Origin of the sequence: Azospirillum sp. SYSU D00513, from assembly GCF_017356015.1 — a bacterium.
GTDB lineage: Bacteria > Pseudomonadota > Alphaproteobacteria > Azospirillales > Azospirillaceae > Azospirillum.
In genome coordinates this window covers 64160-89774 of the sequence record NZ_JAFIQV010000001.1, presented here as the reverse complement: position 1 = coordinate 89774, position 25615 = coordinate 64160, and the positions used below count along the sequence as shown (strand labels likewise).

Genomic DNA, 25615 nt, shown 5'->3' with positions numbered 1-25615 from the left:
CGGGGCACTGTAGCCCATGACGGACCTGTTCGCCAGTTCCGGGCCGGCGCCGCGGGACGAGCCCGCCCCCACGGCCGGCGCGGACCGCCGCGTCGCCGTGCTGCTGCCCCTGCCGTTGCGGGAGGCTTACGACTACCGGGTCCCGGCGGGAATGGCCCTCGGACCCGGCGACTTCGTCGAGGTTCCGCTGGGGCCGCGCCGGGTCGTGGGCGTGGTGTGGGGCGAGGGCGCGGGGGTGGTCGAGTCCGGCCGCCTGAAGGCGGTGGTGCGCCGCTTCGACGTGCCGCCCATGCCCGAGGCGCAGCGCCGCTTCATCGAATGGGTCGCCGCCTACACCATGACGCCCAACGGCCATGTGCTGCGCATGGCGATGAGCGTTCCGGCGGCACTGGAGCCGCCCAAGCCGATGCTGGCCTATCTCCGCAAGGAGGGGGCCGAGCCGCCGCCCGGCTTCAAGATGACCGAGCCGCGCCGCCGCGTGCTGGCCCTGCTGGACGACGGCGGCCCGCCGCGCACGCCGGCCGAGCTGGCGGAGGAAGCCGGCTGCGGCGTCACGGTGGTGCGCGGCCTGGCCGAGGCCGGGCTGCTCGACCCGGTGATGCTGCAGCCCGCCGCCCCGCTGGCCCGGCCGGACTGGGAAAAGCCGGGGCCGGAGCTGTCGGCGACCCAGAAGTCCGCTGCCGACGACCTGCGGGAGCGGGTGGAGTCGGGCACCTACTCCTGTGCGCTGCTCGACGGTGTCACCGGCTCCGGCAAGACGGAGGTCTATTACGAGGCGATCTCCGCCTGTCTGAAAGCGGGTAAGCAGGCCGTCGTGCTGCTGCCGGAGATCGCGCTGTCCGCGCAGTGGCTGAGCCGCTTCGCCAAACGCTTCGGCGCGCCCCCGGCCGAATGGCATTCGGAACTGACCGGTGCGCAGCGCCGCGATACCTGGCGCGCCGTCGCCAACGGGGAGATCCCGGTGGTGGTGGGCGCCCGGTCCGCCCTGTTCCTGCCCTACAAGAGCCTGGGCCTGATCGTCGTCGACGAGGAGCACGACTCCGCCTACAAGCAGGAGGAGGGCGCCATCTACCACGCCCGCGACATGGCCGTGGCCCGCGCCCATGTCGGCGGCTTCCCCATCGTGCTGGTCTCCGCCACCCCGTCGCTGGAGACCAAGGTCAACGCCGACAGCAACCGCTACGCCCGGATCGAGCTGCCGGGCCGTCACGGCGGCGCGCAGCTTCCCGACGTCGAGCTGATCGACCTGCGCCGGGACCGCCCGCCGGCCCGCCACTGGATCGCGCCCTCGCTGAAGCAGGCCATCGCCAGGACGCTGGCGGAGGGGGAGCAGGCGATGCTCTTCCTCAACCGGCGGGGCTACGCGCCGCTGACGCTCTGCCGCGCCTGCGGGCACCGGCTGCAATGCCCGAACTGCACGGCCTGGCTGGTCGAGCACCGGCTCGCCCGCAAGCTGCAATGCCACCACTGCGGCCTGTCCCAGCCGATCCCGCACCATTGCCCGGAATGCAACGAGGAGGGCTCGCTCGCCGCCTGCGGACCCGGGGTGGAGCGCATCGCCGAGGAGGTGGCCGAACTCTTTCCCGACGCCCGCGCCGCCATCATGGCGTCCGACACGCTGTTCGGCCCGCGCGCCATCCAGGAGATGGTGCGCCGCATCTCCGACCATGAGCTGGACCTCGTGATCGGCACCCAGGTCATGGCGAAGGGCCACCATTTCCCGATGCTGACGCTGGTGGGGGTGGTGGACGCCGACCTCGGGCTCGGCGGCGGCGACCTGCGCGCGGCCGAGCGGACCTACCAGCTCCTCCACCAGGTGGCGGGGCGCGCCGGCCGCGCGCAGCGTCCGGGGCGGGTGATGCTGCAGACCTACATGCCGGAACACCCGGTGATGCAGGCGCTGGCCCAGGGCGACCGCGACGGCTTCTACCAGCTGGAGGCGGAGATGCGGCTGGAGGCCGGCATGCCGCCCTTCGGCCGGCTGGCGGCGCTGATCGTGTCGGGGGAGGACGCCGTGGCGGTGGAGCGGGTCGCGATGGCGCTGGGACGGGCGGCACCCCGCAGCGACACGGTGCATGTGCTGGGGCCCGCCCCGGCGCCTCTGGCCCTGCTGCGCGGCCGGCACCGCCGACGCCTGCTGCTGAAGGCGCCGCGCGCCACCCAGGTGCAGCCGCTGATCGCCTCCTGGCTGGAGCAGGTGGAGGTGCCGCCGTCGGTCCGCATCCAGGTGGACGTCGATCCCTACAGCTTCCTGTAGCGGCGGCCCACGGGAGCGCCCACCCCTGGGCCAGGGGCGCTCTGACGCGCCGCAGCAATTTCTGTTGCGGCGCGCCCCGGCCGGGGTTACGACAGTGGCCTTGTCCCAAATCGCAACCCGCCGAGGCACGCATGTCCGCACGCATTCAGACGGCGCTGACGATCGTTCCCGTGACCTTCGTCCTGCTACTGATCGCCGTGGCGGCGGGATCGCCGAAAAGCCACGCCTCGGCCGGCGCGCAGCACGACACCCTTCCGGCTCAGGCCGTTTCGGGTTTCGGCGCGAAGCAGACCGCCGCGCGCTGACGATGAGCACGGCCCTTTGCGGGCTCTCCGCGAGCCACTTGCGGGGTCCATGCGCGATGCACATCTATATATTATAGGCCGCTCGTCATAGGCCCCGTCCCAGGGCCTGCGCGTCGGCCCATGGGGTCAGACGGCCGTGGCGGCGCGTGCGGCGCGCGACCGGGGGCGCCAGATCGCCAGGCATTCCGCGGCCGTCGTGCCGGCGCCGATGCCGTACCAGCCGGAGCGGTCGTTGAAACTCAGGCTGTAGCGGCCGCGCGCGTCGCGCTCGAAGCGGAAGACCGGGCGGTCGACGCCGGGCAGCAGGACGAGCAGCCGGTCGTAGTCGCGTCCGGACTCCCGCGTGATGCCGGCCCAATGACCGAGGCGGAGCTTGGCTTCCGCGACGTCGCCGAACTCGGTCAGGTCGTCCGGGGTGAAGCGGGCGCGGGAAAAGGCGACGACGGTCATGGCGGTTCGGGCGTTCGGAATTGGGGGCGGGATCGGCGGGCTCGCCGTCGCGGACGGCGCGGAGGCGTGAGGTCCAAGCCTGCGCCTCAATTCTTAAGCCGCTGTTAAGCGCGCGGCGAAGTCACAGCCCCGTCCCGCCGTGAAAGGGCGGTCCGGGCGGCGCGCCGGGCGCCGCAGGGAAGGGGTTCGCGGGGTTCCGACCGCAAGCGGAGCGCGACAATCTGCCTCACCGGCATAGGCATGAAGCGGATGCTCATATGGTCCAGACCCCGTTGCGTGGGGGCCATTCCTGTGATATTGACCGCTCGCTTTTCCGGCCAAAGGGTTCCGACGCTTCGGAATTTCGCCCTTTCGGCCATGAAAATTCACCGTCTACCGAACTCAATTCGAGGGATCAGGTGGCTTCTGAAGGTACAGGCGTTTCCGAACTCGCCAAGCGCTACTCGATAGCGCTGTTCGAGCTTGCGGACGAAAACAAGGCGCTGGATCAGGTCGCGAGCGATCTGACCACGTTGAAGCAGATCCTGGCTGAGAGCGCCGACCTCCGCCGCCTCGTCCGCAGCCCGGTCATCAGCCGTTCCGACCAGGGACGCGCCATGGACGCGGTGATGGACAGCGCCGGAATCTCCGACCTCACCAAGCGCTTCATCGGGCTGGTGGCGAAGAACCGGCGCCTGTTCTCGCTCGACGGGATGATCGACGGCTATCTGGCCGAGCTGGCCCGCCGTCGTGGCGAAGTGACCGCGCAGGTCACCTCGGCAGCGCCGCTCTCGGACGCCCAGCTCCAGTCGGTGACCGACGCGCTCCGCGCGTCTATCGGCTCCAAGGTGCTGGTGAACGCCACCGTCGATCCGGCACTGATCGGCGGCATGATCGTCAAGTACGGCTCGCGCATGGTGGACACCTCCGTGCGCACGAAGCTGGATAAGTTGCAACTCGCCATGAAGGCCTCAGGGGGGGCAGTCTGATGGATATCCGCGCCGCAGAAATCTCTGCGATCCTCAAGCAGCAGATCGCGAATTTCGGGACCGAGGCGGACGTCGCCGAAGTCGGCCAGGTGCTCTCGGTGGGTGACGGTGTCGCCCGCGTGCACGGCCTGGACAACGTTCGCGCCGGCGAGATGGTCGAGTTCCCCGGTGGCATCAAGGGCATGGCGCTGAACCTCGAGACCGACAACGTCGGCATCGTGATCTTCGGCAGCGACGCCTCCATCAAGGAAGGCGACACCGTCAAGCGCACCGGCACCATCGTGGACGTGCCGGTCGGCCGCGGCCTGCTGGGCCGCGTGGTCGACGGCCTCGGCAACCCGATCGACGGCAAGGGCCCGCTGGTCGACGTCGAGCGCAAGCGCGTCGAGGTCAAGGCTCCGGGCATCATCCCGCGCAAGTCGGTGCACGAGCCGATGCAGACGGGCATCAAGGCCGTCGACAGCCTGGTGCCGGTCGGCCGCGGCCAGCGCGAGCTGATCATCGGTGACCGCCAGACCGGCAAGACCGCCGTCGTCATCGACACCTTCCTGAACCAGAAGCCGATCAACCAGGGCGACGACGAGAGCAAGAAGCTCTACTGCATCTACGTCGCCGTCGGCCAGAAGCGCTCCACCGTCGCCCAGATCGTCAAGACCCTGGAAGACGCCGGCGCGATGGAATACTCGATCGTCGTCGCCGCCACCGCGTCCGACCCGGCCCCGCTGCAGTTCCTGGCGCCCTACACCGGCTGCACGATGGGCGAGTTCTTCCGCGACAACGGCATGCACGCCCTGATCGTGTACGACGATCTGTCCAAGCAGGCCGTCGCCTACCGCCAGATGTCGCTGCTGCTGCGCCGTCCGCCGGGCCGCGAAGCCTATCCGGGCGACGTGTTCTACCTCCACAGCCGCCTGCTGGAGCGCGCCGCCAAGATGGGCGACGCCCATGGCGCCGGTTCGCTCACCGCGCTGCCGGTCATCGAGACGCAGGCCGGCGACGTGTCGGCCTACATCCCGACGAACGTCATCTCGATCACCGACGGCCAGATCTTCCTGGAGACCGGCCTGTTCTACCGCGGCATCCGCCCGGCCATCAACGTCGGCCTGTCGGTGTCGCGCGTCGGCTCCGCCGCCCAGATCAAGGCGATGAAGCAGGTCGCCGGCACCATCAAGATGGAGCTGGCCCAGTACCGCGAGATGGCCGCCTTCGCGCAGTTCGCCTCGGACCTCGACGCCTCGACCCAGCGCCTGCTGGCCCGCGGCGCCCGTCTGACCGAGCTGCTGAAGCAGCCGCAGTTCCAGCCGCTGCCCGTCGAGGAGCAGGTCGTCTCGATCTTCGCCGGCGTGAAGGGTTACCTGGACAAGATCAAGACCGAGGACGTGAACCGCTTCGAGCGGGCTCTCCTCGACGCGATCCGCGGCAAGGGCGCCGACATCCTGTCGACGATCCGCACGGAGAAGCAGATCTCCCCGGCGACGGAGGAGCGCCTGCGCGCCTTCATCGACGACGTCTCCAAGAGCTTCGTCTGAGACCTGCTCGCCGGTCCGGGGCCATGAGCCCCGGGCCGGCGGTCACACAAGAGCGGAATGAAGGGTCGGCATGCCAAGCCTTAAGGACCTAAAAAACCGGATCGGCAGCGTCCAGTCGACGCGCAAGATCACTTCGGCGATGAAGATGGTCGCCGCCGCCAAGCTGCGCCGCGCGCAGGAGCAGGCCGAGGCGGGGCGTCCCTATGCCGAGCGCATGGGCCGCATGCTGGCCTCCCTCGCGGCCAACGTCCAGGACGGCGGCAGCGGTCCGAAGCTCATGACGGGCTCGGGCTCCGACCAGGTGCACCTGCTCGTCGTCGTCAGCTCCGACCGCGGCCTGTGCGGCGCCTTCAACGGCACCATCGTCCGCGAGGCGCGCCGCCAGATCCAGCGGCTCCAGGCCGAGGGCAAGACCGTCAAGGTCATGACCGTGGGCCGCAAGGGCCGCGACCAGCTCCGCCGCGACTTCGGTTCGCTGATCGTGGAGAGCTACGAGGATGTCGGCCGCCGCCGCCTGTCCTTCGCCGACGCCGACACGATCGCCCGCAAGCTGCTGGCGATGTTCGAGGCCGGCGAGTTCGACGTCTGCTCGGTGGTCTACAACCAGTTCAAGTCGGCGATCTCCCAGGTCGTGACGGTCCAGCAGCTCGTTCCATTCTCCATCCCCGAGGTCAAGGGCGAGACGGCGGAGGAGCTGGGCGCGCTCTACGAGTTCGAGCCGAACGAGGAGCAGATCCTCGCCGACCTGCTGCCGCGCAACCTGTCCATCCAGATCTACCGCGCGCTGCTGGAAAGCGCCGCCTCCGAGCAGGGCGCCCGGATGACGGCGATGGACAACGCCACGCGCAACGCCGGCGACATGATCAGCAAGCTGACGATCACCTACAACCGGACCCGTCAGGCCTACATCACCAAGGAGCTGATCGAGATCATCTCCGGTGCCGAGGCGATCTAAGCGCGGTCGGTAAACCAATCGCCGCCGTCAAGGCGGCTGCTTCGACAAAACCGAGTTCCGAGGGAGCTTTACTCCATGGCCACCATCCAGGCGACCAACGCCGTCGGCAAGATCACGCAGGTTACGGGCGCCGTCGTCGACGTCCAGTTCGACGGTGATCTGCCGGCCATTCTGAACGCGATCCACACCCAGAACGACGGCAAGACCCTCGTTCTCGAGGTCGCGCAGCACCTCGGCGAGAACACCGTTCGCGCCATCGCCATGGACAGCACCGACGGCCTCGTGCGCGGCCAGGAGGTGGTGGACACCGGCGCCCCGATCTCCGTGCCGGTCGGCCCGGCCACCCTCGGCCGCATCATCAACGTGATCGGCGAGCCGATCGACGAGCGCGGCGACGTCGGCGCCGACCGCACCCTGCCGATCCACCGCTCCGCTCCGGAGTTCGTCGAGCAGTCGACCGAATCCGAAGTGCTCGTCACGGGCATCAAGGTCATCGACCTGCTGGCTCCCTACGCCAAGGGCGGCAAGATCGGCCTGTTCGGCGGCGCTGGCGTTGGCAAGACCGTCACGATCATGGAGCTGATCAACAACGTCGCGAAGGCGCACGGCGGCGTGTCCGTCTTCGCCGGCGTGGGCGAGCGCACCCGCGAGGGCAACGACCTCTATCACGAGATGATGGAGTCGGGCGTCATCAAGACCGACGGCCCGGGCTCCAAGGTGGCCCTGGTGTACGGCCAGATGAACGAGCCGCCGGGCGCCCGCGCCCGCGTCGCCCTGACCGGCCTCACGCTGGCGGAGTATTTCCGCGACGAGGAAGGCCAGGACGTGCTGTTCTTCGTGGACAACATCTTCCGCTTCACGCAGGCGGGCTCCGAGGTGTCGGCGCTTCTCGGCCGCATCCCCTCGGCGGTGGGTTACCAGCCGACGCTGGCCACCGACATGGGTGCCCTGCAGGAGCGCATCACCTCCACGAAGAAGGGTTCGATCACCTCGGTGCAGGCCATTTACGTGCCCGCCGACGATCTGACCGACCCGGCTCCGGCCACCTCCTTCGCCCACCTGGACGCCACCACGGTGCTGTCGCGTTCGATCGCCGAAATGGCGATCTTCCCGGCGGTGGACCCGCTGGACTCGACCAGCCGCATCCTCGACCCGCGCGTCGTCGGTGAGGAGCACTACGGTGTCGCCCGCTCGGTGCAGCGCGTCCTGCAGACCTACAAGTCGCTCCAGGACATCATCGCGATCCTGGGCATGGACGAGCTGTCCGAAGAGGACAAGCTGGTCGTCGCCCGCGCCCGCAAGATCCAGCGCTTCCTGTCGCAGCCGTTCCACGTCGCCGAGGTGTTCACCGGCACCCCGGGCGTGCTCGTCCCGCTGGAAGAGACGATCCGCGGCTTCAAGGGCATCGTGAACGGCGACTACGACCACCTGCCGGAGGCCGCCTTCTACATGGTCGGCACCATCGACGAGGCCGTCGCCAAGGCCAAGAAGCTGGCCGAAGCCGCCTGATCCGGCGCTTCATCGACCGTCCACCAGTGAGGTTTCCCTCTCCCCTGAAAAGGGGAGAGGGTTCTTATGAGAGGCACCAGGAGCCCCATGGCCGATAAAGTTGAATTCGAGCTGGTCTCGCCGGAAAAGCTGATCACCTCGCAGCCCGTCGACATGGTCGTGGTGCCGGGCACGGAAGGCGACTTCGGCGTGCTCGCCGGTCACGCGCCGATGATTTCGACCGTCCGTCCGGGCATCATCGACGTGTACGAGGATGACCGCGTGGTCAACCGCGTCTTCGTCGCCGGCGGCTTCGCCGAGGTGACGGAGACCCGCTGCACCGTGTTGGCCGAGCAGGCCGTGCCGGTCGCGGACATCAACCGCGCCGAGGTCGAGCAGACCATCCAGTCCCTGAGCCAGGAGCTGGACGGTGCCGAGTCCGACACGGACCGCGCGGTGATCGAGGGCCGGCTCGAAGCCGCCCGCGCCATGCTCGAAGCGGCCGACGCGCCGCAGGCCGCCCACTGAGGCGTCCCGCCCGGGCGGGCTTCCCCGGCCGAAAGGCCGAGGCGCCTTCCGGGCATTGCCGTTGCATCGCGGCATGAAGATTGTAGAATGGTTCCAAGTGACGCGCGCCCTCCGGTAATGCCGACGGGGCGCGTCTTTGTTTCTGACGCTCGCATTATGAACAGGGGAGCTTGGGCGGAATGGCGCGGATGCACTGGCATTACGAGGAACTGCCCTGGGACCGGCTCGACCATTCCAAGGTCGATCCAGACCTCGTCCCGTTGATCAAGGCGGCAGCACTGGTGGAGTTCAACGCCGACGAATACACGGCGCACCTGTGCCGCGTCTTCCACGACGATCCGGAATTCAAGCAGGCGGCGCAGGACTGGGCGGTCGAGGAGGTCCAGCACGGCCGCGCGCTCGGCCGTTGGGCCGAGCTGGCCGATCCCTCCTTCAGGTTCGAGGAGGCGGTCCAGCGTTTCCGCGACGGCTACAAGATCCCCCTGCAAGAGGGCGTGTCGGCGCGCGGCTCGCGCACCGGCGAGATGATCGCCCGCTGCATGGTCGAGACGGGCACCAGCTCCTATTATGCCGCCATCGCGGACTCCACCGATGAGCCGGTGCTGAAGCTGATCTGCCGGAACATCGCCGCGGACGAGCTGCGCCACTTCAAGCTCTTCTACACCTACACCCGCAAGTATCTGGGCGTGGAGCAGCTCAACAAGTTCCAGCGGCTTAAGGTCGCCCTTTCGCGCATCGGCGAGTCGGAGGACGACGAGCTGGCCTACGCCTACTTCGCCGCCAACGCGCCGGCGGACGCCAGCTACGACCACAAGACCTACAACCAGGCCTACATGCGCCGCGCCTACGGGCGCTACCGGCCGCAGCATGTGAACCGCGCCTTGGCGATGATCTTCAAGGCCTGCGGCCTGAAGCCCTACACGGGCCTCTACAACATCGCCGCGCGCGGCGCTTGGTGGCTCGTGGACAGCCGCGCCAAGAAGCTGGCGAAGATCGCGGCGTAAGAGCGAGCCGCGCCGCTTCCCTGCGTTGCAAAAGAGAAAGGGCCGCGTCGCGAGACGCGGCCCTTTCTGCTGCCGGACGGTTAGGCGCGCGAACAGGCAACGCGCGCTCGCATCCGTTCGTATGAATCCCTATCGTGGGAGGCGCGGACGAGGTGGCGGGAGGGCCGCCACCTCCGCCGCACAAGGGAGGGTAGGAGGATGAAGGAAATCCTCTCTCTCCTGATCCTGGCTTTGGAAGTGCTCAAGCGCGTGCTTGATCTTCTGAAGTAAGGACCGGGCGGGGAGGGAGGGGATAGCAGCCCCTCTCTCCCTGCACCCAAGATAGGGCGCTTCCCGGTCCTCGTCAAATCCACCAAAAGGAAAAGGGGCGGGCCGGAAATCCGGCGCCGCCCCTTGTCGAGGACCGCGATCGAAGAGGTGCCTTGCCCTAAGGCTGCCGTCAGCCGGCCGCCTGCTGGGGAACGCGGGCCGTCGGGGAGGGCGGGGGAGCCTCCTCGTTGGGATCGCGCAGCACATAGCCGCGGCCCCAGACCGTCTCGATGTAGTTGTCGCCGTTCGTCGCGTTGGCGAGCTTCTTGCGGAGCTTGCAGACGAAGACGTCGATGATTTTCAGTTCCGGCTCGTCCATGCCGCCGTAGAGATGGTTCAGGAACATCTCCTTGGTCAGCGTCGTGCCCTTGCGCAGGGACAGCAGCTCCAGGATGCCGTATTCCTTGCCCGTCAGGTGCAGCGGCTGGGTGTCCACCTCCACCGTGCGGGTGTCGAGGTTCACGGTCAGGCGGCCGGTGCGGATGATGCTGTCGGAGTGGCCCTTGGAGCGCCGCACGATCGCCTGGATGCGGGCGATCAGCTCACGCTTGTCGAAGGGCTTCGTCAGGTAATCGTCGGCCCCGACGCCCAGGCCCCGGATCTTGTGGTCCAGTTCCGAAAGGCCGGAGAGGATCAGGATCGGCGTCGTCACGCGCGCCGCGCGGAACCGCCTCAGGACCTCGTAGCCGTCGATGTCCGGCAGCATCAGGTCGAGGATGATGATGTCGTAATCGTACAGCTTGCCGATCTCGAGGCCATCCTCACCGAGGTCGGTGGAGTCAACGATATAGCCTTCCGTCTGGAGCATAAGCTCGATGCTCTTCGCGACGGAGGAGTCGTCTTCGACCAGCAAAACCCTCATTGGCGGTATCCTGACCTGTTATGCTTGCTATGCGCTCTGGGTGGGTGTTTAGGCCTTATAGCATAGGTCCTTGCCTCTTTACAGAGGTTAACAGACGATTCAGCTTAACGCCAGCGGCATAGCAGTTCACCCAAACTTAACCATTCCAAACCAACATGGTGCAAGGGTCCGGCAAGACAACCGTTCCGGGCCGCCGATCGTCCCATCCACGTCCGCGAATGCCGCCACCATGCCCGCCGACGTCGCCCGTCTCCTCGAAGAGATCGACAGCCTTCCCGGTTACAGCCGCTTCGGCCGCGTGACCGCCGTCCTCGGACTTCTGGTCGAGGTGGGCGGCATCGAACGCGAACTGTCAGTCGGCGGACGCTGCGTCGTCGAGGCCCGCGACGGACGGCCGATCCCCTGCGAGGTGGTCGGGTTCCGGCAGGGGCGGGCGCTGCTGATGCCGCTCGGCTCGCTCGACGGCGTCGGGCTCGGCTGCCGCGCGCTGGTCGCGGCCGGTCAGCCGGCGGTCTTCCCCTGCGAGGCCTGGCTCGGCCGGGTGGTCAACGCGCTGGGCGAGCCGGTGGACGGCAAGGGGCCGCTGCCCAAGGGGCCACGCGGCGTGCCGATCCGCAACAACCCGCCCTCGGCCCATTCCCGCGCGCGGGTGGGCGAGAAGCTCGATCTCGGCATCCGGGCCATCAACGCCTTCCTCACCTGCTGCCGCGGCCAGCGCATGGGAATCTTCGCCGGATCCGGTGTCGGCAAGTCGTCGGTCATGTCGATGCTCGCGCGCTTTTCCGCCGCCGAAATCGCCGTGATCGGGCTGATCGGCGAACGCGGACGCGAATTGCAGGAGTTCATCACCGAGGATCTCGGCGAGGAGGGTCTCGCCCGCAGCATTGTGATCTGCGCGACCTCCGACGAGGCGCCGTTGATGCGCCGACAGGCCGCCTATCTCACCATGTCGGTCGCCGAGTATTTCCGGGACGAGGGGCGCGACGTGCTGTGCATGATGGACAGCATCACCCGCTTCGCCATGGCCCAGCGCGAAATCGGGCTTTCGGCCGGCGAGCCGCCGACCACCAAGGGCTATCCGCCGACGGTCTTCGCCGAGCTGCCCCGCCTTCTGGAGCGCGCCGGCCCCGGCCTCGTCGGTTCCGGCTCGATCACCGGCCTCTTCACCGTGCTGGTGGAGGGCGACGACCACAACGAGCCCATCGCCGACGCGGTGCGCGGCATCCTGGACGGGCATATCGTGCTGGAGCGCCAGATCGGCGAGCGCGGCCGCTACCCGGCCATCAACATCCTGCGCAGCGTGTCGCGCACCATGCCCGGCTGCAACTCGCCCATCGAGAACGAGCTGGTCGGCCATGCGCGCCGCCTCATGTCGGCTTACGACAACATGGCGGAGATGATCCGGCTGGGCGCCTACCGCGCCGGCACCGACCCGCAGGTGGACGAGGCGATCCATTATCACCCCGCGCTGGAAGCCTTCCTGCGCCAGGGCAAGCGCGAGGCGACCGACCTTCACACCAGCTACGCCAAGCTGGCCGAGGTCTTCGGGGTCCAGTGGGAATAAATGAGCAGCCTCAAGACCATCATCCGCCTGCACAAATGGCGTCTCGACGAGAAGCGGCGGGCACTCGCCGAACTCCAGAACCTCGCCGACCGGCTGAAGGCCGAGATCGAGAAGGTCAAGGCCGAGATGGCTGCCGAGCAGGCTACCGCCCGCGCCAACTTCGATGTCGCCTTCAGCTACGCGGGCTTCGCCCAGGCGGCCCTTGAGCGCGGGCGCAAGCTCGCGGAGTCCCTGGTCCAGGTCGAAGCCCAGGTCGCCGTCGCCACCGACGAAATGGCCCAGGCCTTCCAGGAGGTGAAGCGCTACGAGCTGGCCGAGGAAGAGCGGCAGAAGCGCGAGAACGAGAAGCGCCGGCAGAAGGACAACCTCCTGCTGGACGAGACGGCGCTCGTCGGCTTCCTGCGCCGCAAGGAAGAGAACGGCGGGTGACCCGCCCCGGCGGGGATGAGGGCGGGCCAGATCAGGCCGCAGCCCGCTCCTCCGCCCAGCCGATACGGGCGTAATCCGCGAAGCGGGCCAGGGCCGCCGTCACAAGGGCGTCGCGGCGGCGGACCAGGACGGTCGTCGCCATGTTCCAGGGCTCCGGCACCGGGTGAAGCGCCAGGGCATGGGCCAGCCGAGAGCCCTCCACCGCCGCCCGGGGCAGCAGCGCGACGCCGATGCCGGCCGCCACCCCGCCGATGATGCCCTCCAGCGTGCCGAATTCCTGGATGCGCGCATGCCGGGCGTCCAACGACGCCAAAAGGCCGGCCAGCCGTTCCCGATAGGAGCAGCCGCGCCGGAAGCTGAGGGCGGCAAGGCCGGGACGGGACAGCAACTCCGTCCAACCGGGGCCGGCGGCCGTGGCCATGATCATCTCCTCCGTTCCGACCGGTTCGGCCTGCAGGGCCGGGTCCTCGACCGGCCCGGCAACCAGGGCGGCGTCCAGGCCGAAACTCGCCACCGCCGCCAGCAGGCTTCCCGTCGAGCCGGTCTCCAGCGCCAGTTCCACCTGGGGGAAGTCCCGGTGATAGGCGGCCAGCACGGCGGGCAGGCGCACGGCGGCGGTCGTCTCCATGCTGCCGATGGCGAGCCGCCCCTGCACGAGGCCCGGATCCAGCAGGTCGCGCACCGCCGCGCGGGCGTCGGCCAGCGCCGAGGCGGTCCGCCGCGCGTGGGGCAGCAGGCTCTGCGCCGCCCTGGTGGGCTGGACGCCCCGCCCGTTCCGGTGGAACAGGGCCACCCCCAACTCCGCCTCCAGCGCGCGGATGCGGGCGGTCACGTTGGACTGGACGCAGTTCAGGCGCCGCGCGGCGGCGGTGACGCCGCCTTCCTCGACCACCGCGACGAAGAAGGCCAGGTCGGTGCTGTCCATGCGCCACCATCAAGGCTGTTGATCGCTGCCATCTGTACAATTCGTTTTTCCCGATGGCAACGACATGGCAGCCTGAGGTTCTGCTAACAGTTCGGGACCTCACGATGCCGACCAGAGGGATGAGGCCGCCGCAGGCCACGAGCACGGGTGCCGGGCAGGCCGTGGGCGGCTCCTGGGTCGCGCCCGCCCTGGCGGGTCTCGCGGCGACCCTTCTGGGATTGGGCATCGCGCGGTTCGCCTACACGCCCATGCTGCCGGCCCTCGTGGCCCAGGGATGGCTGGACGCCGACGGCGCAGCCTATCTGGGGGCCGCCAACCTGCTCGGCTATCTGCTGGGCGCCCTGGCGGCGGCCCCGCTGGCGCGGCGCTGGCCCATGGGTACGGTGCTGCGCCTCGCCATGCTGCTCACCGTGCTGTCGCTGATGGCCTGCGCCTGGAACGGCGGGCTTTTCTGGCTGACGCCCTGGCGCGTGCTGGCGGGGGCAACCGGGGCGGTCGTCATGGTCCTGGCCGGACCGGCGGTGCTGGCCGGCCTGCCCCCGGCGCTGAAGCCCCGCGCCACGGGGGTGGTGTTCTCCGGGATCGGGATCGGGGTGGTGCTGGCCGGCTTCGGCGTGCCCGGCCTGGCGCCCGCGGGGTTGGAGGCGGTCTGGCTGGCACTGGCCGGGCTGGCGCTGGGGCTGACCCTGTTCGCCTGGCGCCGCTGGCCGTCGGCACCGGTGCGGACCGCTGGGACGGGCGCGACGGGAAAAAGCGCTGCCGCGCCGGTGGTGAGATCCTTGCCCCTGCTGCTGTTCACGGTCGCCTATGCCGGCGACGGCATCGGCTATGTGCCCCACACCCTGTTCCTGTCGGACTATGTGGCCCGCGGGTTGGGTCTGGGGGTTGAGACCGGCGGCGCGGTCTGGGCGGCCTTCGGCGTCGGGGCCATGGCCGGCGCCCTGTTCGGCGGCTGGCTGGCCGGGCGGCTGGGCTTCGGCCCGGCCTTCGCCCTTGCGCTTGGGATCAAGGCCATGGCCGTGGCGCTGCCGCTGGTCAGCGCCGCCGTTCCCGCCCTCGTCCTGTCCGCCTTCCTGGTCGGGCTGCTGACGCCGGGCAGCGTCGCCCTGGCCTCGGGCGTGGCGGCGAGCCTCGTCGGCGCGGCGGGCCATGTGACCGCCTGGGGCCGGATGACGGCGGCCTTCGCGGCCACCCAGATGGCGGGCGGCTACGCCCTCTCCGCCCTGTTCGCGGCTTCCGGCAGCCACTGCCTCCTGTTCGCCATCGGGGCCGCCTGCCTCGCGGCGGGCACCGCCTCCGCCCTGATCGCCAATGTCATCATCCGGAGAAACTCATGAAGCTGTACGTCAACAAGACATCCCCGTACGCCCGCAAGCTTCTGGTGCTGCTGCGGGAGAAGGGGCAGGCGGGCTCGCGGGTGGAGGCGGTGCAGACCGACCCCTGGACCAGCCCCGGGGACCTCCTCGCCGCCAACCCGGCCTCCAAGGTGCCGGCCCTGGAAACGGACGAGGGCTGGTCGATGGGCGAGAGCTGGGCCATCGCCGAATATCTGGACGAAATCCTGCCGGGGCCGAGGCTGTTGCCCCCGGCGGGGCCGGCGCGCTGGCGGGAGCTGCGCCTCGCCGCCCTGGCGCAGGCCATGACCGACGCCGCCTTCAGCGCGGCCATCGAGGGCCGGCGGCCGGACGGGGAGCGTTCCCCTGGCTGGGTCGCCCGGCAGACCGCGGCGGTGGAGCGGACGGCGGCGGCCCTGGAGGCGCAGCTGGAGCTGCTGACGGCCGGATTCGGCCTCGGCGCGCTGTCGGTGGGGGTTGCCCTGGACTATGTGGCCTTCCGGCATCCGGGCGTTCCCTGGCGGGACGCCGCACCGGGGCTGGCGGCCTGGCACAGTGAGGTCGTCCGCCGCCCGTCCTTCCAGGCGACCGACCCTCGCGGCTGAGCCGTCAGGCTTCGCCCTATTTTGTTGGCCTACAGCGCCCGCATCCGCGCGAACAGGTGGGGGTTGTCCCAGTTGGGCTGGCGGTCCTCGACGGTGACCCGGTGGGGAAGGGGGGCCGTCCGCGCGACCGCCACCTCGGCCCAGCGGGGCACCAGTTCGTTGTTCAGGTCGTCCAGCACGGCGAGCGCCAGCGCCTCCGGCCCGCCGTCGAAGCCGGCGAGTGCTGCGAGATAGGCGGCGAAACCGTCCGCACGCGCGACCAGCCGGTCTGGCACGTAGCGGACGGTCAGCGCCGTACCGGGCATCGCCTCGCCGGAAAGTTCGACCAGATAGTCGTGCCGGGCGTCCGGGTTGGCGCCGGTGGTCAGCAGGTCGCGGTTCGGCATCCCGGTCCTCCCTCTCATACGATTTTCATGAAGTCCTGACCAGTGGTCGGGACTTCCGCGCCATGGGGCGCGGGGCCGCAGTCGCGGCCCCATACCGGGTTCGGAGGTCGGGATTTTCCGAACCCGGTATCAGGCCGTCACGGCCGGGCCGGACCGGCCGGCGCGGGTCAGCTTCACCCAGCAGCGCGCGCCGGACTGGAAGGACAGGCCGCCGCTGTAGCCGAGCGCGCGGAGGCTGTCGGCGAAGATCTGAATCAGCTCCAGCCGGAACTCCGGGGCGAGCGGCGTGCCGCTGCGCAGGATGAGGTCGAAATGGTTCGGCCGCACCAGCCCGTCGAGCTGGAGGGGACCGAGACGGCTCAGCTCCAGGTCGAGCAGGAAGCGGCTCCCCTTGGCCTCCTTCCGGCCCTTGCCCTCGCCCGTCTCCTCCTCCTGGATGGGGTGAAGGTGCAGGCGGACCGGGTTCAGCCCGCCGGTGTCGAACATGGGCAGCGTGAAGGGCGTCCAGTCGCCCGGCAGCGGTTCGCCCGCCTGCTGCCGTGCCGCCTGGAAATCACGGTCGAGCTGGGCGAGCAGCTCGCCCCGGCCGCTCCTCTCCAGCGCCGACGCGGCTTCCTCGCCGAGCCAGCCGCGTGCGTCGCCGCCGCGCATCGCCGACAGGAAGAAGGTCAGGGCGGCGGTGAGCTTGCGGTTGGGCTGCGGCAGGGTGGAGAGCAGGGATTGCGCCGCCCCTCGGTCGAGCCCGGCCAGGGTGGCGACGATCTGCTGCATGGCCGGCCAGTTCCGCTCGTTCAGCGGTCCGGGCAAGGCTGCCGGGGTTCCGGCGGCCGGTGCGTGCGCGGCGGCCTGGGCAGGATCGGCCAGGGCCGCCGTGACGCGGGCACCCTGCGGCAGGCTTGCCTGGACGTTCAGCACCAGCATGCCCTGGCGGGTCGCCAGCACGGGTTGGCCCTGCGGCGTGGCGCCGGCCACCGTTCCACGCAGGACCGGCCCGTCCGGCGTGTCCGCGGGGGGCTCGCCATGGTCGGCAGGCGGCGCCTCCGGCCCGGCGGTTCCTTGGCTGTCCGTCCCCTGGCCGGGCATGCCCGCCGGGCGGGCGGGCGTGACCGTGAGGATCTTCAGCGCGACGGTCGCCCCCTGCGGCAGGTCAGGCGCATCGGGAGATGCGCCGGCCTGCGGCGCAACGGCGGCATTCCCCCGCCCCGGCCTGTCCGCGCCCGGATGGGCGGAGTCGCCGCCAAGCTCCACGGGAACCCCGAAGGTGGCGCTTCCCGCCATGGCGGGCGCGGCGGCGCCCGGACGGGACGGCGTGCCCGCCATCCCGCTGCGGGCAGGTGGCCCGGCCGCCGCTCCGGAGGGAGCGGGGGCCGGGGAGCCGGGGAGCGCGCCGGCGGGCGGTCCGGAACGTGGAGATGCGGCGATCACCAGCGCGGGCACGACCGCGCCGGGCAGGAGGGGCGGCAGCGCCGAAGGGGCGGGTGCCGGGGCAGGGGGTAGGACGACCCCGGGCGTGCCGCCGGCGCCGGGGGCCGGCGCGCCCGCCTGCGGGGGAGAGCCGGCCGGCGTGAGCTGGAGGAGGAAGACCAGCGCGCGGGCGGGCGCAAGCTGGGCGGCGAGGGGCGACGCGCCGGGCGTCTGGCCTGGAAGCGTTTGGCCGGGGGCGAGCTGACCCGCCGTGCCGTGCGGCGCTGCCAGGAGGGCTGCCGGCGTGATCTGGAGCGTCACCGGCCGGTCGGCGGGGATAGGTGCGGTGCTCTTCAGCAGGATCTCGCCCGCGGCGGTGCGCACCTGCGTCAGCCCGTCCGGCGTCCGTCCGGTCACGGTGCCGGAGATGACGACCGGCCGCCCGGCCTCCTGCAGCTTCGGCGGCATCCGCTCGACGGTCGCCTCCGCCACCGGCGCCGCCTGGGCGACCGGCGCCACCGGGGCGACGGCGGGCACCGCCGCGACGGGCGGAGGAGCGGTGGCGCCCATCGGGCGTCAGGAGCCGCTGAGGAGCCGCTGCGCGATGGCCTGGACGTCCTGCGCGGCCTCGCTGGTCGGCGAGCGGGTCAGCAGCGGGGCCTGGCTGCGGATGGTGTCGCGCACCTTCATGTCGCGGCGGATGATCCCGGCCAGCCCCGGCTTGTATTTCAGGAAGTTCTGGCAGGCCTTCAGGATGGTGTTGTAGGTGCGCTCCCCGTCCTTCACGCTCTGCGCCATGTTGACGACGACCCGCAGGTCGGCCGCCGGGTTGGTGGCGTGGGTGAGCTTGATGAAGGCGTAGGCGTCGGTCAGCGAGGTCGGCTCGTCCGTCGTCACCACCAGCGTCACCCCGGCCGGGCCGGACAGGGTGCGCACCGTGCGGTCCACGCCGGCGCCCATGTCCATGATCACGCAGTCGTAGTTGCGCGCCAGCTCCAGCAGGTCGTTGCGCAGGCTGGACAGGCGCTGGCTCGGAAGCTGGGCCAGCGTGCCGGAGCCCGAACGGCCGGCGACGATGTCGAAGCCCGTCTCCTGGCAGCGCTGCGCCGCCTTGGCCAGCGTCACCTCGCCGTTCAGCACGGCGCCGAGATCGCTGCGCGGGGTGAAGCCGAGCTGGATGTCCACGTTGGCGAGCCCGAGGTCGCCGTCGAACAGCAGCGCGTTCTTGCCCATGCGGGTCAGCGCGTGCGCCAGCGTGATCGAAAACCACGTCTTGCCGACGCCGCCCTTGCCGCTGGCCACGGCGATGACGTTGGCGCCGCGCAGCGGGCGAACGTTCTTGAGTGCGGCCGGAAACACCGGTTCGGTCATGGAATGGTCCTCGACGAGGGAGAGCTGACGGATTTCTTCTTGGCGCGGGCCGGCGGGGCCGTCTCGCGTGGCGCCTTTTCTTCGGCGGGTATCATGAGCCGGGCGAGCGCCACGGGGTTCAGTGCGGTCAGCCCCTCCGCCACCTTGGCGGAGACGCTGATGTCGCAGAAGGACAGGCGCGCCCGGTGCGCGATGCACAGCAGGCTGCCGTAACGCCGCGCCATGTCGACGCGGGTGACGATCATCCGCCGGACGCCGACCGACCGGAAGGACTGGGCCATGTCGGTCGCCTCCAGGGCGTCGATGCCGGCGGGCAGGACCAGGACCGGCTCCGCCTCGCCGGCGGAGAGCAGGGCCTTGAGTTCGTCCATGTCGCCGTCGTCGAAGGGGTTGCGGCCGGCCGTGTCGACGATGACGAGGTCCGTGCCGTTGTTCACGGCGAAGGCGCCGGCCAGCGCGTCCGGATCCTCCACCGTCACCAGCTTGATGTTCATCAGCCGGGTGAAGGCGGAGAGCTGGGCCACGCCGCCGGCGCGCACCGTGTCGGTGGTGATGACTCCGACCGAGCGGTTCTTGAACATGGCACGCGCGGCCAGCTTCGCGGCCAGCAGCGTCTTGCCCGCGCCGGGCGGGCCGACCAGCATCAGCGGCCGGTCCATGCGGCGCCCGTCGGGCAGCGGGTTGAAGGTGTAGACGGAGTCGAGCGCCGCCCCCAGCGCCAGCCGCGGGTCGTCCGTGTCCAGCCCGGCGGCGGCGTCGATCAGCTGTTCGGCCAAGGCCGCCGGCACGCCGTGGCGGTGCAGCGCGTCGGCGACCACCTCCTCCACGTCGATTTCCGGCTCGTCCGGCTCGACCGGCTGGGTCATGCGGGCGTGGACGGCGGCGAGCGCGTCGTCCTCCACCGCGGCGGTCACACGGACTCCGCCGCCTTCCTCCTCGCGCGTGGCGACGATGATGGCGTCGTCGCCGAGGGCGGCGCGGACGTCGCGCATCGCCTCGGCCATGGTCCTGGCGTGGAAGGATTTCAGCCTCATCGGCCGGCCTCCCGCCTACCGGCCCGTTCCCGGATCATGTCCGTCGCATGCGCCATCAGATCTGTCCCAGGGTCTTGATCTTCGCCTTGGGGTGGATCTCGTTCTGCGACATCACCACGGTGGCCGGCCGGAAGCGCTCGACGATGGAGCGCACGAAGGGGCGGATCAGCGGGCTGGTCAGCAGAACGGGAGTTTCTCCCATCATGGCATGCCGTTCGAAGGTTTGGCGGACGGAGGTGATGAACTGTTGCAGCCTGCTGGGCGCCATCGTCAGCTGCCGGTCGTCGCCATCGCCCACCAGCGACTCCGCGAAGCTCTGCTCCCATTCCGGGGAGAGCGTCACCAACGGGATGAAGCCCATCTCGTTGATGTTCGCGTCGCAGATCTGCCGGGCAAGGCGCGACCGCACATGCTCGGTAATCTGGGTGATGCTGCGCGTTTGGCTTGCCGCTTCCGAGATACCCTCCAGGATGGTGGGAAGATCACGCACGGAGACGCGTTCCGCAAGCAGGTTCTGTAGGACCCTTTGAAGACCGCCGACCGTGATCTGGTTCGGCACCACGTCGGCGACGAGCTTCTGGTGGTCCTTGTCCAGCTCGTCGAGCAGCTTCTGCGCCTCGGTGAAGGACAGCAGCTCCGGCATGTTGTCCTTGATCAGCTCCGTCAGGTGGGTGGTCACGACGGTCGAGGGATCCACGACCGTGTAGCCCTTGAACAGCGCCTCCTCGCGGTAGCCCGGCTCGACCCAGATGGCCGGCAGCCCGAAGGTGGGCTCCACCGTCTGTTCGCCGGGCAGCGCCATGGCGTCGCCGCGGGGGTCCATGACCAGCAGCATGTTCGGCCGGATGTCGCCGCGCCCGGCCTCGATCTCCTTCACGCGGATGACGTAGCTGTTGGGCGGGAGCTGGAGGTTGTCCTGGATGCGCACGGCCGGCATGACGAAGCCGACCTCGCCGGCGATCTGCCGGCGCAGCCCCTTGATCTGGTCGGTCAGCCGGTGGCTGCCGGCCTGCGGCTGGTTGATCAGCGACAGGAGGCCGTAGCCCAGCTCCAACCGGATGAGGTCGATGGCGAGCGCCGTGGCGATCGGCTCGTCGGCGACCGGCGCCGGACCGCCGCCCGGTCCGGCCGCCCCGTCGGCGGCGGCGGCCGCGGCTTCCGCCTCCTCTACTTCCTGCTTGGCGCGCATCCGCGGCAGGTACCAGGCAGCCCCGCCCACGGCGGCGGCGATCGGCGCGAAGGTCAGCAGCGGCATGCCCGGCAGGAAGGCCAGCAGGCCGACGGCGGCGGCCGACAGGGCGAGCGCGCTGGAATGGCTGGAAAGCTGGCCGACCACCGCCTTGTCGGTGGAGCCGCCGGCACCCGCCTTCGACACCAGGAAGCCGGCGGAGATCGAGATCACCAGGGCCGGAACCTGCGAGACCAGGCCGTCGCCGATGGTCAGCTTGGTGAAGACGTCGAGCGCCTGCATCACCGGCATGTCGTAGCGCAGCACCGCGAGCGCCACGCCGCCGATGATGTTGATGAACATGATCATCAGGCCGGCGACCGCGTCGCCCTTCACGAACTTCGACGCACCGTCCATGGAACCGAAGAAGGCGCTTTCGTCCTCCAGCTCCTTGCGGCGCGCCCGCGCGGTGGACTCGTCGATCATGCCGGCCGACAGGTCGGCGTCGATGGCCATCTGCTTGCCGGGCATGGCGTCGAGCGTGAAGCGCGCCGCCACCTCGGCGATGCGGCCCGAACCGGCGGTGATGACCTTGAAGTTCACGATCGTCAGGATCGCGTAGACGATCACGCCGATGATGAAGTCGCCGCCCATGACGAAGCCGGCGAAGGCCTCGATGACCTGGCCGGCGGCTTCCGTCCCCTCATGCCCGTGCGTCAGGATCAGGCGCGTGGACGCCATGTTCAGCGACAGGCGCAGCAGCGTCGTGATCAGCAGGATCGTCGGGTAGGAGGACAGGTCGAGCGGCTTCTCGATGAACAGCACGACCATCAGGATCAGGACGGAAATCGTGATGTTGATGCCGAGCATCATGTCGAGCAGCAGCGGCGGCAGCGGCATGATCAGCCCGACGACGATCAGCATGATGCCGGCCGCCATCACGACGTCGCCCCGCTTCAGCGACGCCTTCGCGACGCCGAGCATGTCGGTCAGCGCCGACATGTTCCCGCCGCCGCGCTGTCCGTCCTGGCCTGTGTGCTCGGTGAGCGCCATCGTCCGTCTTTCCGCCGCCTCGTTCGCCGTTCCCGTCCCGCCTCAGCGGCCTCAGACCGCCGCCCGCTGGTCCTCGGAGCCCGGCGGCGGCACCGCCATGCCCTCGTCGCTGTACTGCTTGAGCTTGTTGCGCAGGGTGCGGATCGAGATGCCGAGGATGTTCGCGGCGTGCGTCCGGTTGCCCAGGCAGTGCGACAGCGTCTCGATGATCAGGTCGCGCTCCACGTCGGCGACCGTCCGCCCGACCAGCCCCTGCAGGTTCGCGCCGCCGCCCTGGGCCGCCGGTGCCGCGGGGGCGGCCGGGGCGAAGCCCGGGGGCGGGGCGTAGGCGCGCGCCGCCTGGGAGGCGCCGTGCCCCTGCCCGTAGGGCGAGAAGCCCGACGGGGCGGCGGGCACCGTGCCGCCCGGACCCGCGAAGGGCTGGGCGACGGGCGAGCCGGCGGGGATGGAGGACTGGGCCGAGCCTTCCGGCGCCAGCAGCTGGCTGGTCAGCATGATCGCGTCCGGCCCGATCACCTCGCCGCGCGCCAGCAGCACCGCCCGGTGCATCGTGTTTTCGAGCTCGCGCACGTTGCCGCGCCAATGGTGGTGGCGCAGCATGACCAGCGCGTCGGGCGACAGCGTCTTCTCCGGAAGGCCGTTGGCCTCGGAGTATTTCTTCACGAAATGGTCGGCGATCGCCGGGATGTCGGCCGGGCGTTCGCGCAGGGACGGGATGGCGACGCTGAAGACGTTGAGCCGGAAGTACAGATCCTCGCGGAAGTTGCCGGCGCGGACCTCGGCCTCCAGGTTGCGGTTGGAGGTGGCGAGGATGCGGACGTTGATCTTCGTCGGGTGGGAGGAGCCGATCCGGTCGATCTCCTTCTCCTGGATCGCGCGCAGCAGCTTCGCCTGAAGGCGCGGGTGCATCTCCGACAGCTCGTCGAGCAGCAGCGTGCCGTTGTTCGCCTCCTCGAACTTGCCGATCCGGCGGGCCACGGCGCCGGTGAAGGCGCCTTTCTCATGGCCGAACAGCTCGGATTCCAGCAGGTGCTCCGGGATGGCCGCGCAGTTCACCGCGACGAAGGACTCGTTCGCCCGCCGGCTCTTGCGGTGGATGAAGCGGGCCATCAGCTCCTTGCCGGTGCCGCTCTCGCCCGTGATCATCACCGACGCGTCGCTCGGCGCCACCTGCTCGGCGAGCCGCAAGGTCGCCAGCATGGTCGGGTCCTGGCAGACGATGGAGTGGCTTTCCTCGGCCACCGCCGCCAGCACGGCGGCGATCAGCTCCGCGTCGGGAGGAAGCGGCAGGTATTCCTTGGCACCGGCCCGGATGGCCTTCACCGCCGCCGCGGCGTCGGTCCCGATGCCGCAGGCCACCACGGGGATGGTGATGCGCTCGTTCTTGAGGCTTTCGATGAAGGTGGCGATGTCGAGCTTGACGTCGATCATCACGATGTCGGCGCCCGCCGCCGCGCGCAGGGCGTTCAGCGCGCCCTCGATGCTGTCGGTGTGGGACACCTTGGCGCCGCGCTGCATGGCGATCTTGCCGGCGGCGGTGATGTAGCCTTCCAACGTTCCAACGATCAGCAGACGCATCGCTCAAACTCCACTCCGGGACTCGTCCCGGTCGAAATACTGGATCCGCTTTTCGGGCGGCAGGACGGCGTTGAGAAGCATCTCGAGACGCCGTGGATTCTCCTGGCGGGCGATGGACACCGCGCCGATGGTGTAGAGGGTGCGCGTCAGCGCCTCCTCGCCCGCCGTCCGCTCCAGCTTCGCGGCGAGAGGGGCGAGCACGACGTTGCCGAGCACGGCACCGTAGAAGGTCGTCAGCAGCGCCAGCGCCATGGCCGGGCCGATGCTGGAGGGATCGTTCAGGCCGCCCAGCATCTGCACCAGCCCGACCAGCGTGCCGATCAGCCCCATGGTCGGGGCGACCTCGGACGCGCGGCGCAGCACGGCGGCGCTGCGCATGCGGTGGGCGCCCGAGGCCTCGACCTCGCCGGCCAGCATGCGCTCGATGTCGTCGGCCGGAAGGCCCTGGGTCACCAGCGCGACGCTGCGGTGCAGGAAGGGGTCGCCCTTCAGCCCGCCGGTCAGCTCGCGCAGGATCTCCGGGCCGGTGCGCTTGGCCGCCTCGGCCAGCAGCATGACCTGCCGGGCGATGCCGCGCGGGTCGCGGGTCTTCTGCACCAGAACGGCGCCCGCACCCGACCAGGCCGCGGCCACGTCGCCCAGCGAGAAGGAGGCCGTGGTCACGGCCAGCGTGCCGCCGAGCACGATCAGCAGCGAGGGCATGTCGAGGAAGGCGCCCGGGCTGCCGCCGGCCGCCATGGCGACCAGGATCACGCCGGCCGCGGCGGCCAGCCCGATCAGCGTCGCGGCGTCGAGCCCGCCGCGCGGGCGGACGGCACGCGGTGGGGCCGCGGCGCCGCCGTTGCGGCCGCGGGCCTTCCTGGTGTCGGGGGCGGTGTCGGGCGAGACGGTCATCCGCGTTCCGATTTGATGATTTCGGTCATCGTCACGCCGAGCCGGTCTTCCACGACCACCACCTCGCCGCGCGCGACCAGGCGGTTGTTGACGTAGATGTCGATGGCCTCGCCGACCTTGCGGTCCAGCTCGACCACCGCACCCCGGCCGAGCTTCAGCAGTTGGCTCACCTGCATGGTGGACTTGCCGAGCACCGCCGAGATCTGGACGGGGATGTCGTACACCGCCTCCAGGTCCTTGGCGGGGCCGAGGCCGGCGTCGTAGTCCATGTCACCGCCGCCACCGCCGCGGCCACCGTTTTCCAGCTCGTCGAGCGAGAAGCTGTCGTTGGACATCTAGATCTCCGAAAACCGTGTGCGCGCCAGATGGTGCGCCTGGGCATGGCCCGTGTTGGAATGGCCCGTGTTGGAATGGATCGTGTTGGACGTATCGGTGTTCATGCGGTCGGTCATGGCGCGGGCGCCTCCAGCAGGCGTCCGGCGATGCGTTCGACCTCGGCCAGCAGGCGCGCCGTGTCGCGCTCCATGCCGCCGTCGGCCCATTCGATGCGCGCGTCGCCCGGCTTGACGCCCGGATCGGGCACCACCATCAGCTTGGCCCCGAAGCCGCGCAGGCTGGAGATCTGCTCCAGATGCTCGCGCAGGGGCTCCGCCATGGCGTCGGCGACCCGCACCACGAGGCGCGGCTCGTCCACCAGGTCGGTCAGGCAGGCGCGCAACATCGCCTCGATCTCGCCCAGCCCGCCGCGCAGCGCCAGTTCCGGCATCAGCTTGCGCACGATGGCCAGCGCGATGTGGACCGGCTGGTCGCTGCGCAGGGCGTTGTCGGCCTCGCGCGCGGCGATCAGGGAGGCCACGCCGGCGCCGATCTGCTCCAGCGCCTTCGCGGTCCGGGCCTGGACGGTCGCCTCGATTTCGGCGCGCGCCTTCTCGTGCCCGTCCTTCTGGCCCTTCTGGAGCCCGTCCGTGAAGCCCTTCCCGTAGCCGTCGGAACGGCCGGAGGAGGCACCCTCCGCGAAGGCCTCGGCGCGGGCGGCGGCCAGCTCCTCCTCGCTGAAGGTCGGCGGGGGAGGGACGGCCGGCTCGGGTTCGGGGTCGGGCTCCGGTGCCGGCGGCGGCAGGTAGTCGTCCTCCTCCGGCGCCACGGCGCGCGTCGGCACGTCGATGTCGAAGGATTCGTTGAACAGGAATTTGCGGACCGAACTCATGGCGTGCC

Annotated in this window: 24 protein-coding genes; 12 read left to right on the top strand and 12 right to left on the bottom strand. The window is 70.1% G+C overall.

Going from position 1 to position 25615, the window contains the following annotated elements; all coding sequences use genetic code 11:
- Positions 1-16: 16 nt before the first annotated feature.
- Together JUB11_RS00385 and JUB11_RS00380 are read left to right on the top strand one after the other, a co-directional pair.
- Positions 17-2257, top strand: coding sequence for a primosomal protein N' (locus JUB11_RS00385; protein WP_207455170.1), 2241 nt, complete (start codon positions 17-19; stop codon positions 2255-2257).
- 131 nt (positions 2258-2388) lie between these two features.
- Positions 2389-2562, top strand: a complete 174-nt coding sequence (locus tag JUB11_RS00380) for a hypothetical protein (protein WP_207455160.1) — start codon at positions 2389-2391, stop codon at positions 2560-2562.
- 126 nt (positions 2563-2688) lie between these two features.
- Here JUB11_RS00380 and JUB11_RS00375 read toward each other — a convergent pair whose 3' ends face one another.
- Positions 2689-3012 carry a hypothetical protein gene (locus JUB11_RS00375; RefSeq protein ID WP_207455155.1) on the bottom strand — a complete coding sequence of 108 codons (324 nt, stop codon included), beginning with the start codon at positions 3010-3012 and terminating at the stop codon, positions 2689-2691.
- Between the two features lie 398 nt (positions 3013-3410).
- On the opposite strand from JUB11_RS00375, the gene JUB11_RS00370 reads away from it, so the two are divergent.
- The 6 genes from JUB11_RS00370 to JUB11_RS00345 all read left to right on the top strand — a co-directional run bounded on the left by JUB11_RS00370 (position 3411) and on the right by JUB11_RS00345 (position 9484).
- Entirely contained in the window at positions 3411-3980 is a 570-nt protein-coding gene (locus JUB11_RS00370; protein WP_207455152.1) for a F0F1 ATP synthase subunit delta, read from the top strand.
- On the top strand, positions 3980-5509 hold the full coding sequence (atpA, locus tag JUB11_RS00365) for a F0F1 ATP synthase subunit alpha (RefSeq protein ID WP_207455151.1): 1530 nt from the start codon (positions 3980-3982) through the stop codon (positions 5507-5509). The genes JUB11_RS00370 and atpA overlap by 1 nt, the downstream gene beginning before the upstream one ends.
- 70 nt (positions 5510-5579) lie before the next feature.
- The gene (locus JUB11_RS00360; RefSeq protein WP_207455149.1) at positions 5580-6464 is read left to right on the top strand and encodes a F0F1 ATP synthase subunit gamma; all 885 of its coding nucleotides are present in this window, start codon (positions 5580-5582) and stop codon (positions 6462-6464) included.
- 75 nt (positions 6465-6539) lie between these two features.
- A complete protein-coding gene (gene atpD, locus JUB11_RS00355; protein WP_207455148.1) occupies positions 6540-7973 on the top strand; it encodes a F0F1 ATP synthase subunit beta in 1434 nt (477 codons plus the stop codon).
- Positions 7974-8060: 87 nt separating this feature from the next.
- Complete coding sequence (locus tag JUB11_RS00350) at positions 8061-8480, top strand: F0F1 ATP synthase subunit epsilon (RefSeq protein ID WP_207455146.1); 420 nt, start codon at positions 8061-8063, stop codon at positions 8478-8480.
- A 179-nt stretch (positions 8481-8659) separates the two neighbouring features.
- Positions 8660-9484 (top strand): ferritin-like domain-containing protein, encoded by an 825-nt coding sequence (locus JUB11_RS00345; RefSeq protein ID WP_207455142.1) that lies wholly within the window; start codon positions 8660-8662, stop codon positions 9482-9484.
- Positions 9485-9923: 439 nt separating this feature from the next.
- Here the strand turns inward: JUB11_RS00345 and JUB11_RS00340 are convergent, their stop codons facing one another.
- Positions 9924-10655 carry a response regulator transcription factor CtrA gene (locus JUB11_RS00340; RefSeq protein WP_207455138.1) on the bottom strand — a complete coding sequence of 244 codons (732 nt, stop codon included), beginning with the start codon at positions 10653-10655 and terminating at the stop codon, positions 9924-9926.
- A 229-nt stretch (positions 10656-10884) separates the two neighbouring features.
- On the opposite strand from JUB11_RS00340, the gene fliI reads away from it, so the two are divergent.
- Both fliI and JUB11_RS00330 read left to right on the top strand, forming a co-directional pair.
- Positions 10885-12219 (top strand): flagellar protein export ATPase FliI, encoded by a 1335-nt coding sequence (fliI, locus tag JUB11_RS00335; RefSeq protein WP_207455134.1) that lies wholly within the window; start codon positions 10885-10887, stop codon positions 12217-12219.
- On the top strand, positions 12220-12648 hold the full coding sequence (locus tag JUB11_RS00330) for a flagellar export protein FliJ (RefSeq protein WP_207455132.1): 429 nt from the start codon (positions 12220-12222) through the stop codon (positions 12646-12648).
- 31 nt (positions 12649-12679) lie between these two features.
- Here JUB11_RS00330 and JUB11_RS00325 read toward each other — a convergent pair whose 3' ends face one another.
- Complete coding sequence (locus tag JUB11_RS00325; RefSeq protein ID WP_207455128.1) at positions 12680-13573, bottom strand: LysR family transcriptional regulator; 894 nt, start codon at positions 13571-13573, stop codon at positions 12680-12682.
- A gap of 104 nt (positions 13574-13677) precedes the next feature.
- Between JUB11_RS00325 and JUB11_RS00320 the strand changes: the two genes are divergently transcribed.
- The gene (locus JUB11_RS00320; RefSeq protein WP_207455126.1) at positions 13678-14910 is read left to right on the top strand and encodes a YbfB/YjiJ family MFS transporter; all 1233 of its coding nucleotides are present in this window, start codon (positions 13678-13680) and stop codon (positions 14908-14910) included.
- Positions 14907-15512 carry a glutathione S-transferase family protein gene (locus tag JUB11_RS33100; RefSeq protein WP_207455124.1) on the top strand — a complete coding sequence of 202 codons (606 nt, stop codon included), beginning with the start codon at positions 14907-14909 and terminating at the stop codon, positions 15510-15512. The genes JUB11_RS00320 and JUB11_RS33100 overlap by 4 nt, the downstream gene beginning before the upstream one ends.
- Before the next feature lie 29 nt (positions 15513-15541).
- Here the strand turns inward: JUB11_RS33100 and JUB11_RS00310 are convergent, their stop codons facing one another.
- The 9 genes from JUB11_RS00310 to JUB11_RS00270 all read right to left on the bottom strand — a co-directional run bounded on the left by JUB11_RS00310 (position 15542) and on the right by JUB11_RS00270 (position 25607).
- Complete coding sequence (locus JUB11_RS00310) at positions 15542-15898, bottom strand: hypothetical protein (RefSeq protein WP_207455123.1); 357 nt, start codon at positions 15896-15898, stop codon at positions 15542-15544.
- A gap of 129 nt (positions 15899-16027) precedes the next feature.
- Entirely contained in the window at positions 16028-17872 is a 1845-nt protein-coding gene (locus tag JUB11_RS00305; protein ID WP_247886745.1) for a hypothetical protein, read from the bottom strand.
- A 6-nt stretch (positions 17873-17878) separates the two neighbouring features.
- The gene (locus JUB11_RS00300) at positions 17879-18673 is read right to left on the bottom strand and encodes a MinD/ParA family protein (protein ID WP_207455122.1); all 795 of its coding nucleotides are present in this window, start codon (positions 18671-18673) and stop codon (positions 17879-17881) included.
- Positions 18670-19707, bottom strand: a complete 1038-nt coding sequence (locus JUB11_RS00295; RefSeq protein ID WP_207455121.1) for a GTPase — start codon at positions 19705-19707, stop codon at positions 18670-18672. Before JUB11_RS00295 ends, JUB11_RS00300 begins: the two co-directional genes overlap by 4 nt.
- 55 nt (positions 19708-19762) lie before the next feature.
- Positions 19763-21928: a flagellar biosynthesis protein FlhA gene (gene flhA / locus JUB11_RS00290; RefSeq protein ID WP_207455120.1), complete on the bottom strand. Its 2166-nt coding sequence runs from the start codon at positions 21926-21928 to the stop codon at positions 19763-19765.
- 51 nt (positions 21929-21979) lie between these two features.
- Positions 21980-23506 (bottom strand): sigma-54 dependent transcriptional regulator, encoded by a 1527-nt coding sequence (locus JUB11_RS00285; RefSeq protein WP_207455118.1) that lies wholly within the window; start codon positions 23504-23506, stop codon positions 21980-21982.
- Between the two features lie 3 nt (positions 23507-23509).
- Positions 23510-24400 carry a MotA/TolQ/ExbB proton channel family protein gene (locus tag JUB11_RS00280; protein WP_207455116.1) on the bottom strand — a complete coding sequence of 297 codons (891 nt, stop codon included), beginning with the start codon at positions 24398-24400 and terminating at the stop codon, positions 23510-23512.
- Positions 24397-24735, bottom strand: a complete 339-nt coding sequence (gene fliN / locus JUB11_RS00275) for a flagellar motor switch protein FliN (protein WP_207455114.1) — start codon at positions 24733-24735, stop codon at positions 24397-24399. Before fliN ends, JUB11_RS00280 begins: the two co-directional genes overlap by 4 nt.
- A 113-nt stretch (positions 24736-24848) precedes the next feature.
- Entirely contained in the window at positions 24849-25607 is a 759-nt protein-coding gene (locus JUB11_RS00270) for a FliH/SctL family protein (RefSeq protein WP_207455112.1), read from the bottom strand.
- Positions 25608-25615: the final 8 nt, after the last annotated feature.